Annotated in this window: 11 protein-coding genes; 2 read left to right on the forward strand and 9 right to left on the reverse strand. The window is 66.1% G+C overall.

The features are described from left to right. Positions 1-3 precede the first annotated feature (3 nt). Genes ggt through AC2IR1_RS14950 form a run of 7 tightly spaced genes read right to left on the reverse strand, consistent with a single transcriptional unit; the run spans position 4 to position 8,092 of the window. Positions 4-1,740 (reverse strand): gamma-glutamyltransferase, encoded by a 1,737-nt coding sequence (ggt, locus tag AC2IR1_RS14920; RefSeq protein ID WP_486472761.1) that lies wholly within the window; start codon positions 1,738-1,740, stop codon positions 4-6. 16 nt (positions 1,741-1,756) lie between these two features. Next, a complete protein-coding gene (locus tag AC2IR1_RS14925) occupies positions 1,757-2,785 on the reverse strand; it encodes an ABC transporter ATP-binding protein (protein ID WP_486472762.1) in 1,029 nt (342 codons plus the stop codon). Further along, the gene (locus AC2IR1_RS14930; RefSeq protein ID WP_486472763.1) at positions 2,782-3,765 is read right to left on the reverse strand and encodes an ABC transporter ATP-binding protein; all 984 of its coding nucleotides are present in this window, start codon (positions 3,763-3,765) and stop codon (positions 2,782-2,784) included. Before AC2IR1_RS14930 ends, AC2IR1_RS14925 begins: the two co-directional genes overlap by 4 nt. Before the next feature lie 2 nt (positions 3,766-3,767). Continuing rightward, complete coding sequence (locus tag AC2IR1_RS14935; protein ID WP_486472764.1) at positions 3,768-4,637, reverse strand: ABC transporter permease; 870 nt, start codon at positions 4,635-4,637, stop codon at positions 3,768-3,770. Beyond that, the gene (locus tag AC2IR1_RS14940; protein WP_486472765.1) at positions 4,630-5,601 is read right to left on the reverse strand and encodes an ABC transporter permease; all 972 of its coding nucleotides are present in this window, start codon (positions 5,599-5,601) and stop codon (positions 4,630-4,632) included. The genes AC2IR1_RS14935 and AC2IR1_RS14940 overlap by 8 nt, the downstream gene beginning before the upstream one ends. 3 nt (positions 5,602-5,604) lie before the next feature. Further along, a complete protein-coding gene (locus AC2IR1_RS14945; RefSeq protein WP_486472766.1) occupies positions 5,605-6,468 on the reverse strand; it encodes a polysaccharide deacetylase family protein in 864 nt (287 codons plus the stop codon). A 4-nt stretch (positions 6,469-6,472) separates the two neighbouring features. Beyond that, the gene (locus tag AC2IR1_RS14950; RefSeq protein ID WP_486472767.1) at positions 6,473-8,092 is read right to left on the reverse strand and encodes an ABC transporter substrate-binding protein; all 1,620 of its coding nucleotides are present in this window, start codon (positions 8,090-8,092) and stop codon (positions 6,473-6,475) included. 248 nt (positions 8,093-8,340) lie between these two features. Between AC2IR1_RS14950 and AC2IR1_RS14955 the strand changes: the two genes are divergently transcribed. Together AC2IR1_RS14955 and AC2IR1_RS14960 are read left to right on the forward strand one after the other, a co-directional pair. Further along, entirely contained in the window at positions 8,341-9,285 is a 945-nt protein-coding gene (locus tag AC2IR1_RS14955; protein ID WP_486472768.1) for a LysR family transcriptional regulator, read from the forward strand. 127 nt (positions 9,286-9,412) lie between these two features. Continuing rightward, positions 9,413-10,738, forward strand: coding sequence for an acyclic terpene utilization AtuA family protein (locus AC2IR1_RS14960; RefSeq protein WP_486472769.1), 1,326 nt, complete (start codon positions 9,413-9,415; stop codon positions 10,736-10,738). A gap of 563 nt (positions 10,739-11,301) precedes the next feature. Here AC2IR1_RS14960 and AC2IR1_RS14965 read toward each other — a convergent pair. Together AC2IR1_RS14965 and AC2IR1_RS14970 are read right to left on the reverse strand one after the other, a co-directional pair. Next, entirely contained in the window at positions 11,302-12,624 is a 1,323-nt protein-coding gene (locus AC2IR1_RS14965; RefSeq protein WP_486472770.1) for an HlyD family type I secretion periplasmic adaptor subunit, read from the reverse strand. Continuing rightward, complete coding sequence (locus tag AC2IR1_RS14970) at positions 12,617-14,446, reverse strand: type I secretion system permease/ATPase (RefSeq protein ID WP_486472771.1); 1,830 nt, start codon at positions 14,444-14,446, stop codon at positions 12,617-12,619. Before AC2IR1_RS14970 ends, AC2IR1_RS14965 begins: the two co-directional genes overlap by 8 nt. Positions 14,447-14,450: the final 4 nt, after the last annotated feature.

The raw sequence follows: 14,450 nt of genomic DNA on the forward strand, positions 1-14,450 counted from the left end.
TGCTCATTCTGCCGGTCCCCGGGACTTCTTTTCGGAATGATCGCGGGAATTCCGGCGGTAGTCAGGCCAGAACTGCGTCCCCTCCCGGGCCAGGCCACCGCCGATGCCCATCGGCGTGCCATCCGCGCGCCAGCAAGCCGCACCGATCATCGCGCCATCCTCGACAAACTCGATCGCGCACATGCCGCCCGCGATATGCGGCACCGGGACGATGGGATGCCCCATCTCTGTCCAGCGCTGCTGCAGGGCTTCGGAAAACTCGTTTTCGCATTCGCTGTCTTGCCCCTGCGTCCAGACGCGCGGCGCCTCCACGGCCTCCTGCAGGGTCATGCCGTGGTCGATCAGGTTGACGACCGCCTGCATCGCGGATCCGTAAAGGCGCGGCCCGCCGGGCAGACCCAGGGCGAAATAGGGTTTGCCGTCGCGGTAGCCGATCAGCGGTGACTGGGTCGAGGTGATCCGCTTGCCCGGCACCAGGGACAGCGTGTTCCCGGGATGCGGATCGAACAGATACATGTAGTTGTTCGGGATGATCCCGGTCCCGGGGATCAGCATCCGCGCCCCGAAGAGAGAGTTGATCGTCTGGGTCGAGGTGACGATGTTGCCCTCGGCATCGGCAACAGTGACATGCGTGGTGTTCTGCGACTCGTTCGACAGCGCCGCCGCCTCGAATGCCTTGGCCCGGGTCAGATCGATTTCCGGCCGGCGCTCATCGCCGTAGGCTTTCGCCATCAGCTTCTCCACCGGCACGTCGACGAAGTCCGGATCAGCGGTGGAGGCCCGTCGGTCCGTCGCCGCGATCTTCAGCACCTCGTAGAGCAGGTGAACACCGGTCTCCGTACCGAAGCCCAGCTCGGTCACGTCGAAGCCTTCCAGAAGGTTCAGCATCTGCACCACGTGTACCCCGCCGGAACAGGGCGGCGGGCAGCCCGTGATCTGCACGCCCCGGTATTCTCCCTTCACCGGTGTCCGGTCGATGGTACGGTAGTCGCGCAGATCCTCCTCGCGCAGGAACGACCCGGCCTCGGTCAGCGCCTCGGCCACACGGCGGCCCAGCTCGCCGCCGTAGAGAACATCCGGCCCCTCCCGCGCGATCAGCTTCAGCGTCTCGGCATATTCGGGCTGGCGGATGACATGGCCCGGCACCGGCGGCTTGCCCCCCGGCAGGAAGATCGCAGCGATCGCCGGATCCTGCGCCAGGTCGGATGCGACACCGGCAATGCAATTGCACAGGTAGGGGGTCGCCTGGAAACCCAGCTCGGCGTAGCGGATCGCGGCAGCCATGACCGTCGTCAAATCGCACTTGCCATAGCGTTCCAGCGTTTCGCACCAGGCCTTCAGGTTGCCCGGCACGGCAATGGATTTCGGCCCGACCGCATTCTCCCGTCCCTCGACCTCCATGTAGTCAGGCCAACTGTCCGATACCGCGCGGAAACTGTCCGGGGCAGATGCGGCCGGGGCATAGGACAGTCCGTCAAGCACCACCTCCTCGCCCGAGGCGAGCCGGATCAGTGCCGTGCCGCCGCCGAAGATGCCCACCATCATCGGCTCGACCACGCTGAGCGTGAAGAGAGAGGCGATGGCGCCATCGATGGCGTTCCCGCCGCCCGCCATGACCTCGATCCCCGCGGCAGAGGCAAGCGGGTGGTTCGTCACGACCATGCCGCCCTTCGCGCGCACCGGGTATTTCTGAGGCTCGAAGGGGGTTCCTGCGCGGCTGCGCCAATCCTGTCTGGTCATCGGGTCTTCCTCTTGGTCATTCTGCCGGCACGTCTGCGGCCGTGGACGGGCGCGACGCGATGATGCGCGCCCCTGTTTCGTGGACAAGCTCGGCGCGGTGGCAGGCCACGCCATGGCCCGGCGCGACCTCCCTGCGGTCAGGTCTTTCGCTGCGGCACAGGTCGATCGCGAAGGGGCAGCGCCCGGCGAAGGCACAGCCTTTCGGCACGTTGATCGGGCTCGGCGGCTCCCCCTTCGCAGCAAAGGCGAACTTCAGCCCCGGGCGCACGTCGGCGGGGGCCGCGGCAGAGATCAGCGACCAGCTGTAGGGATGCCATGGGCCAGCAAAGAGCGATGCCGACGGTGCATCCTCGATCAGCCGGCCCAGGTACATCACGCCCACCGTGTGGCAGACCTGCTGCACCACTGCCAGGTCATGCGAGATGAAGACATAGGACATCCCGTAGTCGTCCTGCAGCCGCCGCAGCAGGTTCAGCACCTGCGCCTGGATCGCCACGTCCAGCGCCGACACCGCCTCGTCGCAGACGATCAGGCGCGGCTGGCTGGCCAGGGCGCGCGCGATGGCAAGCCGCTGGCGCTGTCCGCCGGAGAACTGGTGGGAAAACAGGGTCGCCGCCTGGGGAGGCAGGCCGACTTCGGCCAGCACCTCGGCCACGCGCCGGTCCCTCTCCGCTTCCGTCCCGGGCTGTGACAGCAGGGGTTCACGCACCGCCTCCCCGGCGCGCCAGCGCGGGTTGAGAGAGGCGAAGGGATCCTGAAACACCATCTGGAAATCCCGGCGCGCCTTGCGCAGCCCCTCGTCGCGCAGAGCCCGCAGGTCGGTGCCGTCCAACCGGATTTCCCCGGCGGTCGCCTCTACCAGCCGCATCAGCGCGCGGGCGGTCGTGGATTTGCCGGATCCGCTTTCACCGACGATCCCGTAACTTTCGCCCGGACGAACTTCGAAGCTGACGTCGTCGACGGCGCGCACCGTCTTGCCGTTCTTCATGGGGAAATGAACCTTCAGGTTCTTCACGCTCAGAAGGGGTGGGGTTTCAGCGGTCATGCCAGGCCTCCGGGATGCCAGCAGCAATAGCTGCGGCCGGTCTCTGTCTGTTCGGTCGGGACGTCATCGTGGCAACGTCCATCTGCCAGGGTGCAGCGCGCCGCAAAGGCGCAGGCGGGGCGCGGCGCGCCAAGCTGCGGCACCTGGCCCGCGATCTCAGGCAGCGGTTGCGGCAGGTCGGCCGCGCTCACGCCCAGCCGCAGCGATGGTGCGCTGCCCAGAAGCGCCTCGGTGTAGCGATGCCGGGCCGAGGCAAGAAGCGCCCCGGTCGGCGCCGTCTCGACGCACTCGCCCGCGTACATGACGGACACCCTGTCGGCCATTTCCGACACCGCGTGCAGATCGTGGGTGATCAGCATGATCGCCATGCCGGTTTCCTCCTGCATGCGTTTCAGCAGGTCGAAGATCTGTTCCTGCACGGTCACGTCCAACGCCGTTGTCGGCTCATCCGCGATGAGCAGTTTCGGTCGGCAGGCCAGAGCGATGGCGATCACGATCCGTTGCCGCATGCCCCCAGACAGCTGGTGCGGATAGGCCGCCATGCGCGATTCCGGCTCCGGAATCTCCACCGCGCGCAGCATCTCCAGAGCCATGGCCGCGGCATCCGACCGCGAGACGTCGCGGTGCAGGCGTATCACCTCGATGACCTGACGCCCCACGGGCTGCAACGGGTTCAGCGCCGTCATCGGCTCCTGAAAGATCATCGACATCAGCGCCCCGCGCAGCCGCCGCAACTCTCTGTCCGACCGATCCTGGATCCGCTCCGCACCGACGCGGATCTCCCCGCCGCTCACGCGGAAGCCATCGGGCAGCAGGCCCATTGCCGCCAGCGCGAGTGTGCTCTTGCCACAGCCGGATTCCCCGACCACGGCCATGGTTTCCCCCTCGTCCACCGCGAAGGAAACACCGTTGATGACCCTCGCCTCGCCCTCCCGGCGAACAATGGTGATCGTCGTATTGTCGAATTCTGCAACAGCCATGCTCAACGGGACCTGTACTTGGGATTTTGGGAATCGTTGATGCCGTCGCCGATCAGGCTGATCGCCAGGACCGACAGGAAGATCGCCGCCCCCGGCCCCAGCACGCCCCACCAGGCGACAAGGATGTAGTCGCGGTTCTCGCCGATAATGAAACCCCAGCTCATCATGTTGGGATCACCCAGGCCAAGGAAGGACAGCGCACTTTCGAACAGGATCGAGGTCCCCACGGCCAGCGCCGTAGACACGATGATCGACGGCAAGGCGTTCGGCAGCACCACGCGGAAAAGCAGCCGCGCCCTCGATGCCCCGCTGCTGCGAGACGCATCAACGTAGTCCAGGTTGCGGATCCGCAGGATCTCTGCGCGGGTCAGGCGGGCGGTGGCCGTCCAGGCCACCAGGCCGATGGAAATGGCGATCACCCAGAGAGACACGCCGAAGAGCGTCACGATCACCATGGCGAACAGAAGTGGCGGCAGCACCTGGAAGAATTCCGTCGCCTTGGTGGCCGGGAAGGACAACCAGGCCCGGTCAGAGGTCGACAGCGCCCCGACGCCGATGCCGATGGTCACCGTGATCGCGGCCGCCAGGGCGCCCACGGCCAGGGTCACCCGACCGCCGACAAGGACACCCGCCATGACGTCGCGGCCCAGGAAATCGGTGCCCAGCCAGAAGTCCTTGTCCGGCGGCATGAACGGTGGCCCCGCCATGTCGAAGCCGCCCACCCCGTAAAGAGCCGGCCCGATGGCCGAAACTACGATGATCAGAAGCAGCAGCAGGGTGCCGGTCAGCCCGGACGGGTTGGTCAGGAACAGGCGCAGGGTTTCGAAGCGCGGCGGCGGGGCCGCACCCAGGGACGTGGGAGCATCAGCCATTGGTGCGGATCCTCGGATCGATAAGGCGGTAGCAGAGGTCCGTCAGCGCATTGGCGACAACCACGATGACCGCAGAGAAAAACAGGGCGCCGAGCAGCATCGGATAGTCGCGGCGCAGGATGGATTCAAAGACAAGCCGGCCCAGCCCGGGCCAGTTGAAGACCGTCTCGACCACCACGGCCCCGGCCATCACCTGGCTGAACTGCAGGCCCACGATGGTGACGATGGGGATCAGCGCATTGCGGAAGGCATGGCCAAAGACGACCCGCCCACGGGATGCGCCCTTGGCCCGCGCGGTCCGCACGTAGTCGGCATTCAGCGCCTCCATCATCGAGGTCCGGCTGAGGCGGCTGTAGAGCGCCAGGTAGGTCGAGGCGAGCGTCAGGGCGGGCAGCACCAGATGCATGGCCACGTCCTTCACGTGGGCCAGGCCTTCCCGCGCGCTGCCGATGGTCTCCATCCCGCTGGCCGGGAACAGCGGGACCGACAGCGACAGCCAGATCACCAGCAGGATCCCCGTCCAGAAGACCGGCGCCGAATAGCCCGCCAAGGAGATCGCGGTGACGAAGTGGCTCAGCCAGGATTTCGGCTTCAACGCCGAGAAGACCCCCAGCAACGTGCCGACCACCGTCGCCAGGATGACCGAAGTCGCGACCAGCAGCACTGTCGCCGGGATCCGCTGCAACAGTACCTCGGTCACCGGTTGCTTGTAGTAGTAGGAGGTCCCGAAATCCCCCTGCAGCGCATGGCCGAGATAGCTGAGCAGCTGGATATGCAGCGGCCGGTCCAGCCCGTAGGCGGCGCGCAGCTTCTCCAGGACCTCAGGATCCGCGCCCCCCATCTCTCCGGCCATCACATCGACCGGATCGCCGGGTGAGGCATGGATAAGCAGGAAATTCAGGATCAGAACGGCAATCAGCAGGAAGGCGATGTTCGCGATCCGCTTCATCAAGGGTTTCGACATGACTTATTCACCAAGAAACGGGCTGAGCCATTGGTCTTCGATCCCCTGCGCACCCGAACGATCCCAGGCCGTCGCGACCCGTTGGCCGGTGCCGAACCAGACCCCTTCGAAGCTCTTCATGTAACGGATCATCTCGCGCAGCATCTGGATCCGCGATGGCCGCCCGATGGCCTGGGGATGGTTGATCAGGGTGAACAGCCCGCCCTCTTCGTAGATCGCACGGAACTCGGCCTTCCAGATCGCAAGGATGTTCTCGGCCGACATGATCGGCCGGTGAAAGGCGATCGAAGTGGAAAGATAGGGCACGTCGTCAAGGCCCCAGGCCCAGGGCAATTCGATCAGCGTACGGTCGTCATCCTTCAGCCGGTGGCGATAGGGCATGACCCCGTCCAGCATCGAGGTATCGTAGAGGAACCCGTTGTCGATCAGCATCCGGACAAGGTTCGGACTGGTCTCCCCCGAAGGCGCGCGGTAGCCGACGGGGGACTTGCCCGTGACCTCGATCAGCGCCCGCAGGCCTCCGTAGAATTCCTCTTCCTCCTCCTCGGGCCGGTTCGGATCGACCCACTTGTGCAGATAGCCATGATGGCCGATCTCGTGGCCCGCCTCGACGATCTTCTCGACAATGGGTCGACGGTTCTCGGCCACCCAGCCTGGGACGAAGAAGGTGCAGGTCAGGCTTTCTTCCTGCAGCAGCTTCAGGATACGGGGCACGCCTTCGCGCGCCCCATAGGTGCCCTGGGACAGGGTCCCGGGGCGTTTCATGTTGTCCGGGTGGCGGGCCATCCAGTTCGTCTCGGCATCGAAATCGAAGCTGAGGAAAACCGCGCAGCGCGCCCCGTTCGGCCAGATCTTCGTCTCCGTCATGGGATCAGGCCTTGGTCCAGTGCATGTCCAGCATCGGCGACAGGATACCCCAGCCGGTGGTCGGCAGATCCGCGAGAGCCTTGTTGTAGACAGTGTAAAGCGGCTCCTCGTTGGTGTGGATCAGGGGCAGCTCGTCGCTGATGGTCTTCTGGAACTCGGCGTACATCGCATAGCGGGTGTCGAAATCCGGCTCCTTAGCGGCACGGTCGAGCAGATCGTCGATGGCGGGGTTGTTGTAGCCCTCGGTGTTGACGAAGACCGCGCCCTTCTTGATGAAGCTGCTCAGGTAGGACTTGCTGACACCCAGCGTCGGATCCGCCTGGTTCCAGCTGGCGTTCATGGTCAGGTCGTAATCCCAGTTGCCGATGGCATTGGACCAGGAGGCAAAGTCAGGCGAGGGAACGAGGTTGATCTTGATCCCCACCTTGGCGAACTGCGCCTTCAGGTACTGGGCAACCGGCCCCTGGCTGTTGATGTTGCCCGGCTCGGGATACCAGCGCATGTCCAGCTCGAACCGGGTGCCGTCGGCCTTCTCGGGGTAGCCTGCCTCGTCCAGAAGGGCCTTCGCCTTCTCGGGATCGTAGTCGTAGATCACCAGGTCATCGCTCGCGAAGACGTTCGAGCTGTGCATCGGGCCGTCCAGCCGCTTGGCCTCGCCGTTCAGCAGGGTGTCGGCGATGTAATCCTTGTCCATGGCATAGGCCATGGCCTTGCGCACCCGCACGTCCGAAAGGGGTTCGCTGCGCAGGTTCACTTCCAGGTAGTTGATCGGGCCAAGGATGCCGTAGCCGTCGCTGGTCACTGCAAGCTTCTCGTTGGCGCGGATCCGGTCCATATTGCGCATCGGGATGCCCGCGAACGGCAGGTAGTCGATATCGCCCCGCTCCACCGCGATCAGGCTTGTGATCGCGTCACGGATGATGATGAAGTTCAGGCGATCCAGCTTGGGCTTTTCCTCCAGGAAGAAGTCGTCGAACTTCTCCAGGGTGACGTGGCTGTCGGGAACATATTCGACGAACTTGAACGGGCCTGAGCCGACCGGCGCCAGGTTGGCGGGGTTCTCCAGGATGTCGCCTTCGCCGTAGATATGCTTGGGAATAATCGGCAGGGTGTAGGCCGACAGGGTCGTCAGCAGCGCGGGCAGCGGATAGTCCATGGTGATCGACACGGTCAGCTCATCGACGGCCTCGGCCCCCGAAACGCCGCCGAACATCGCGCGACCGTTGGCGTGGTTCTCCTTGACCGTCATGAGGGAGAAGACGACATCTTCCGCCGTGATCGGCGTACCATCGTGGAACAGGGCGCCGCTGCGGATCTTGACGGTGCAGCTCAGCCCGTCCTCGGCCACGTTCCAGCTTTCGGCCAGGTAGGGGATCGGCTGCATGTCCGCATCCAGGCGCAGCAGACCCGCAAAGATCTGGACCCCCGGCAGGCCCGTGGCATTGCCGGCCTGGATCGCGGGGTTGAGGTGCCGCAGCGAAATATGCCCGATGTTGACGGAATTCTCGGCCGCGCCGGCCTGGGCCTGATGAGCCGTACCGCTGAGCAGTGCGGTGGCCGCGGTGCCAGAAATCAGTTGCAGGGCGCGTCGACGCGACAGCGTCATTTTGGCGAAGGTCTTCATGTCTTGCTCCCGGTTGAGATATGTCTCTGGCCCCGGCTGACGCGGGGCCTTGCCCTGAAGAAATCGCCAAAGACGGCAGCACTCAAATTACGAGTTGCGTCCGATTTATAAGATTTCGCACTCAATCGAGGCAGATCAGGCGGAAAGCCTTGCTTTTCACCGCTCCGCCGCAAAGCTGGGCCACATCCCCGGACAGACCGACGCCATGCCCCGCGCGGAACTGCCCATCCCCTGTGCGACACGAACCCATGAATGCGAACATCAAGCAGCTGCGTGCCTTCATCGCAGCGGTCGAATCCGACTCCTTTTCCGAGGCGGCGATCAAGATCAACATCACCCAACCCGGCCTGTCGCAGCTGATCCGACAGCTCGAAGGTGAAATCGGCATGAAGCTGTTCAACCGCACGACACGGCGGGTGGACCTGACAGACGAAGGCCGCATCTTTGCCCAGCAGATCCGCCGCGTACTGGGCGACCTGGACGATGCCTACCAGCAGATGGACGATATGCGGAACATGCGCGCGGGCCGCGTCCGCATCGCCATTCTGCCCTCCGTCGCCGCCAGCGTGCTGCCCTCCATCGTCGCGCAACTGACAGGCCTCCTGCCCGGTCTCGACGTCGGCGTCTACGAGATGCTGGGCGACCATCTGAAGGATAGCGTCAAGCAGGGTGACGTAGAATTCGGCATCGGCGCCAGCCCGGGCGAAGATCCCATGCTGCGCTTCACCCCTTTCATCACCGATCGACTGGTCTGCCTCTGCTCGGAAAACGATCCGCTGTCCTTCATCGAGAACCCCAGCTGGGATGACCTGTGCGAGCGCCCCTATGTCGGCTTCGCGCCGCATACCAGCGTCCACCACCAGGTTCAGCAGCTTTGCGAACGCACCGGCCGGAGGCTGAACCAGAAGAGCGAGATTACCGGCCTCGCCACCGCCGTCGGCCTTGTCCGCGCCGGCGTCGGCTTTGCCCTCATCCCGGAACTGGCCCTTGGCGGGCTTGAACTCCACGGGCTGAAACTGCGTGCCATCGACACCTTCCTCGCCCGTCGGGAAATCGGACTGATCACCCTGCTCAAACGCGCCCACACCCCGGCAACCCTGCAGATGTTCAACATGTTCCAACGCGGCGGCGGCAGCATCGCCACAAACGCGATGGAGAAGTTCCGCGTCCTCGACACCATCACCCTCGAATAGGCGCAGGCCGAACAATTCATAATCGAATGTAATAAATAGCCGCAGCGAGCTAACTTATCCTGCCGCCTGATCGGTGCCATGCTCGACAGGCCGTTTCGCGCAGACAGACGACAGGAGGTCCGGCAGAATGCGATCCATCAGACTTGGCACCGGCGCCGGATATGCCGGCGATCGCGTCGAACCTGCGGTGGCCCTGGCCGAACATGGCGATCTGGATTTCCTGATCTTCGAATGCCTGGCGGAACGCACGGTTGCCGCGGCGCAACTGGCCAAGCAGAAGGACCCGGCACAGGGCTACGATCCCATGCTGGAGCTGCGGATGCGGGCCGTCCTGCCCCATTGCGCCCGCAATGGCGTGAGGATCGTCACGAACATGGGCGCGGCAAACCCCCTCGCGGCAGGCCGGCGCATCCAGCAGATCGCCCGGGATCTGGGCCTCCCGCAACTTTCGATTGCCGTCGTCACCGGTGACGACGTGCGCCATCACATCGGCCCGCACACGCCGATTGCCGAAACCGGAGAGGACCTGGGCGACGCCACCTGCGACCTGGTCTCCGGTAACGCCTACCTCGGCGCGGCCGGCGTGGTCGAGGCCCTGTCGCGCGGCGCGGACGTTGTCGTCACCGGGCGGGTTGCCGACCCGTCGCTCTTCGTCGGCCCGATCCTGCACAGCTTCGGCTGGAGCCTCGACGACTGGCACCGCATCGGCCAGGCCACCCTGGCAGGTCACCTGCTGGAGTGCGGCCCGCAGGTGACCGGCGGCTATTTTGCCGACCCGCATTTCAAACCCGTCGACCACCTCGAAACCATCGGCTACCCGATCTGCGACTTCCGAGAAGATGGATCGCTCGAGATCTACAAGCTGCCCGGCACCGGGGGCAGCGTTTGCCCCGCCACCTGCAAGGAACAGCTCCTGTACGAGGTCTTCGACCCCGCCAACTACCTGACCCCGGATGTCACCGCCGACTTCTCCCGCGTCTTGATCGAACAGACCGCGCCGGATCGTGTCAGGCTGTCAGGCGCGACCGGCCGCCCCGCACCCGAGCAGCTGAAGGTCTCCGTAGGCTATCGCGCGGGTTTCATCGGCGAGGGCCAGATCTCCTATGCCGGCGCCACCGCCCATGACCGCGCCCGCCTGGCGCTCGACACGGTCCGCCAACGCCTGGCCCGGCAGGTCACGCCGGAGGATATCTCCTTCGACCTGATCGCCATGACCGCTCTCGGCGACGGAGCGGAGCAGGCCAACCCCTCAGCAGAGGTCAGGGCAAGGGTCGCCGCGCGCTGTCGCAGCGCGGACGACGCCCGGCGCATAGGCACCGAGGTCGAAGCCCTTTACGTTAGTGGCCCGGCCGGCGGCGGCGGCGTCAGCCAGAGCATGCAGGAAATCATCGGCATCTGGTCGAGCTATCTGCCAAGGCAGGACGTGCCCGTCAGCGTCTCGGTCCTCCGCTAGACCCTGCCTTCTCCGCCGGGCCCCATCCGCCCCGGCAGGCCCCGGGTCATTGAACTGAAGCGCCTTTCGCAGCTTTTCCAAGACGTCTCCAGCGGGCTACCGACATCGTCTCAGCCAAGCTGCCAGATGAGCCTTTGAGTGACGCTTGAGAAGTCGCTCACCTGCGCCAAAATCCGTCTCGACATGCGCCAGTCACTAGCCTGCCAAGCCTCTATCCCAAGAAGCGACTGCACCCGACATCTGGGCGGCCAGCACGTCTGGCCCGGTCGGGGGAAATTCAAAGGGTGACGCCTACCGAAAGCAAGGAAAAGCGGCCTGCCAATCTGGTGCGAACACCAGACCTCAGGAGATGGCACCGTTAATTTCGTAACAGCGCAGCAGGTCAAGCGCCCCGTTCGGCGGTGGCGCCTTCCGCAACCTAGCCCGGAACCCCGCTCCACCCGGTCAGCTGCGGAGACCAAAGCGCCCCCGCATGCACCGGCAGAATAGTCCCCGGCGCGCAAAACGAACATGCCGGCCGCTGCCCCCGCATGCGGGGTGCGGCGCTTTCCGGAATGGACCACTCATTCGGATCTGAAGGCCCTCGAGAACTGGTCGGACAGCGGCTTCAGCACGTAGGAAAGAGCCGAGCGTGACTCCGTGCGCAGGAAGACCTCTGCCGGCATGCCCGGCACCGCCTGCCCCAGCACCTCGTCGGTCGCCTCATCGGCCTCGGGCAGGACGGTCACGCGGTAGAAGCTCGCCCCGCTGCGCGTATCTTCGGAGAGTTCGGCCGCGACGCCGGTGACGCGCCCGGCGACCTCGGGCGTCGTTCTCTGGTTCAGCGCGCTCAGGCGGAGGAACACCGCCTGCCCGGGATAGATCTGGTCGATATCCCCCGGCGCCACCCGTGCCTCGACCTGCAGGGGATCGTCCATCGGCACGATCTGCAGGACCGCCTCCGCCGGGGAGATCACGGCCCCCGGCGCATGGACCGACAGCTCGTGCACCAGTCCCGCCTGCGGCGCGGTGATCCGGATCCGTGCGAAACTGTCCCGGGTGGCGACCAGTCGTTCCCGATATTCCGCGATCTGCGCCCGGGTCTCCTGCAGCTCCTGGCTCACCTCGACACGCAAGTCGCTGTCGATCTGCAGGATCTGCAGGCGCATCTCGGCCACCCGGCCCGCGGCCTCGGCCTGTCCGGCGATGGCCTCGCCCCGTTCCCCCTCGTAGGTCGCGGCCTCCCGGTCGAGGGAGTTGAGGCGTTCGACCGTCACCAGACCGTCGCCACGCAGGCGCCTCAGCCCCGAAATCTCCTCCTCCAGGACCGCAAGCGCGCGTTCATAGGCTCCCTGCTGCGCCGCCAGCCCGTCGGCCTGAAGCCGATACTGCGCGATCCGCTCTTCCAGCTGGGCCCTCTGTCCCTGTCTCGCCTCCCGGCGGGAGCGCAGCAACTCCTCCTCATCCCGCAGGATCATGGCAAGCTCCGGTTCCTGCGCGCGGGCAAGCAGCGCCCCGGGGAAGTCGATCTCGGCGGCGCCCGCTGCTTCGGCCTCCAGCCGGGCCGCACGGGCCTGCAACTCGTCAAGCCGGTCCGAGAGCATGGCCAGACTCGCCGCAAGCTGCGTCCCGTCCAGCCGGATCAGAAGCTGGCCCGCCTGTACCCTGTCACCCTCTTCCACCAGGATATCCGCCACCACGCCGCCGTCCGGGTGCTGGATATCCTTGACGTGGGACCGCACCACGAACCGCCCCTCGGCCAGGACGGCACCGGAGAGCTGGGCCGTCACCGCCCAACCAAACAGGCAGCAAAGCAGAAGCACCGCAGAGCAGGCCGCCAGCCGGAGATGTCGACGCGCGCCCAATGCGGCAGGTCCCTGCCCGCTATATCCCCCGACATCATCCATGGCTTACCGCCTCCGTTCCCTTTTCTTCCGCCTCGTCGCCCTCTGCGGGCAGCAGGTAGCGAACCGAGGCCAGGCTTTCGCCAGCCCCTTCCGGGACCGTGGGACGCGGGCGCAGCACCTTGGCCAGCACCTCCTCCTTCCGCCCGAAGGCCAGTTGCCGCCCATCCTTCAGCATCAGAGCGAGGTCGACCGCGCCAAGGGCCGCAGGACGATGCACGATGATCACGGCGATGCCACCGCGCGCCCGAATGGCGGTAATGGCGCGGCTCACGGCGGCCTCCCCCTCCGCATCCAGATTGGCGTTCGGCTCGTCCAGGACCACGAGGAACGGGTTGCCGAAAAGCGCCCGTGCAAGACCGATCCGCTGCCGCTGGCCGCCGGACAGGGTCGCGCCGCCTTCCCCCAACAGGGTGTCATAGCCCTGTGGCAGCCCGAGGATCAGATCATGCACCCCCGCCTGTCGGGCGGCGGCGATGATGTCCTCGCTCCCGGCCACAGGATCGAAGCGGGAGATGTTCTCCGCCACCGTTCCGGCAAAAAGCTCCACATCCTGCGGCAGGTAGCCGAGGTTCCGGCCAAGCGCCTCCGCCTCCCATTGCCCAAGCAGCGCCCCGTCGAGCCGGACTTCCCCCGCCAGAGGCGGCCAGAGCCCGACCAGCGCTCGCGCCAGCGTCGACTTGCCGGAACCACTGGGCCCCAGCACCCCAAGGGCGCTGCCAGCCGGAACCTGCAGGGACAGGTTGCGCAGGATCGGGGCGCGGCTGCCCGGCGCGGCAACGCTCAGGCTCCGGACGTCGAGCCGCCCGCAGGCCGGCTGCAGGGACAGCCCCGGCCCTGCGCCCCCGGCCCGCCCGAGGCGGGCACCCAGACGTTGCCAGCTCTGACGTGCGGCGCTCAGGCTCTTCCAGCTTGCGATGGCCTTGTCGACCGGCGCCATGGCCCGCCCCATCATGATGGAGGAGGCGATCATGACACCCGCTGACACCTCCTGCCGGATCACCAGGGCCGCGCCCACGGCCAGGATCGCCGATTGCAGCATCAGCCGCAGAGACTGGGAAATGCCGCCCAGAAGGGCGCTGATGTCCCCCGCCTGCCGGTTCGCGGCGAGGTAGCCGGCATTCACCGCCTGCCAGCGGTCGGCCAGCCGCGCTTCCATTCCCATGGCGCGCACGGCCTCGGCATTGCGGCGTGTCGCCTCCAGCATGTCCTGGCGGGTCGCGCCAAGGCGCTGCGTTGCCCGGGCGGGCCCGGCCGTCAGCCGCGCGCTCAGCAGGGTCAGTGCCACCATCACGACCGCCCCCAGGCTGGCGGTGACACCGATCCAGGGGTGCAATAGGAAACACAGCAACAGGTAGAAGGGCAGCCAGGGCAGATCGAACCAGGCAGGCGCGCCCTGCCCACCGATGAAGTTGCGGATATTGTCGAGGTCGCGCAGCGGCTGCACCCCCTCCCCCGCGCGGCCGCGCAGGGCCGCCGCGTTGATCTCCGCATGCACCTGCCGCGACAGCGCCTCGTCCATGCTTTCGCCCAGCCGCAGGAAAACCCGGGCGCGCAGCACGTCGAGCAGCGCCTGGAAGGCATAGAGCATCACGGCCAGTACCGCGAAACCTGCCAGCGTCGGCATGCTGCGGCTCGGGATCACCCGGTCGTAGACCTGCAGCATGAACATCGGCGAGGTCAGCGCCAGGAGGTTGACGACGAGGCTGACCAGAGCCAGACCGAGCACCGAGCGGTACAAAACGGAAGCCGCCGCCGCGATCGGGGATCGCGACGGTGCCTGCCCCGGGACCCGGCCCGGGGCGATATGGGACGAAAGATCCATTGAT

The sequence above is a fragment of the Pseudooceanicola sp. NS-SX8 genome, from assembly GCF_057380755.1.

Bases quoted from the DNA above. Each gene is read 5' to 3' on its own strand.
- AC2IR1_RS14945 (WP_486472766.1), bottom strand. From the start codon at position 6,468: ATGACGGAGACGAAGATCTGGCCGAACGGGGCGCGCTGCGCGGTTTTC.
- AC2IR1_RS14955 (WP_486472768.1), top strand. From the start codon at position 8,341: ATGAATGCGAACATCAAGCAGCTGCGTGCCTTCATCGCAGCGGTCGAA.
- AC2IR1_RS14950 (WP_486472767.1), bottom strand. From the start codon at position 8,092: ATGAAGACCTTCGCCAAAATGACGCTGTCGCGTCGACGCGCCCTGCAA.
- AC2IR1_RS14925 (WP_486472762.1), bottom strand. From the start codon at position 2,785: ATGACCGCTGAAACCCCACCCCTTCTGAGCGTGAAGAACCTGAAGGTT.
- AC2IR1_RS14970 (WP_486472771.1), bottom strand. From the start codon at position 14,446: ATGGATCTTTCGTCCCATATCGCCCCGGGCCGGGTCCCGGGGCAGGCA.
- AC2IR1_RS14935 (WP_486472764.1), bottom strand. From the start codon at position 4,637: ATGGCTGATGCTCCCACGTCCCTGGGTGCGGCCCCGCCGCCGCGCTTC.
- AC2IR1_RS14930 (WP_486472763.1), bottom strand. From the start codon at position 3,765: ATGGCTGTTGCAGAATTCGACAATACGACGATCACCATTGTTCGCCGG.
- AC2IR1_RS14940 (WP_486472765.1), bottom strand. From the start codon at position 5,601: ATGTCGAAACCCTTGATGAAGCGGATCGCGAACATCGCCTTCCTGCTG.
- AC2IR1_RS14965 (WP_486472770.1), bottom strand. From the start codon at position 12,624: ATGGATGATGTCGGGGGATATAGCGGGCAGGGACCTGCCGCATTGGGC.
- AC2IR1_RS14960 (WP_486472769.1), top strand. From the start codon at position 9,413: ATGCGATCCATCAGACTTGGCACCGGCGCCGGATATGCCGGCGATCGC.
- ggt (WP_486472761.1), bottom strand. From the start codon at position 1,740: ATGACCAGACAGGATTGGCGCAGCCGCGCAGGAACCCCCTTCGAGCCT.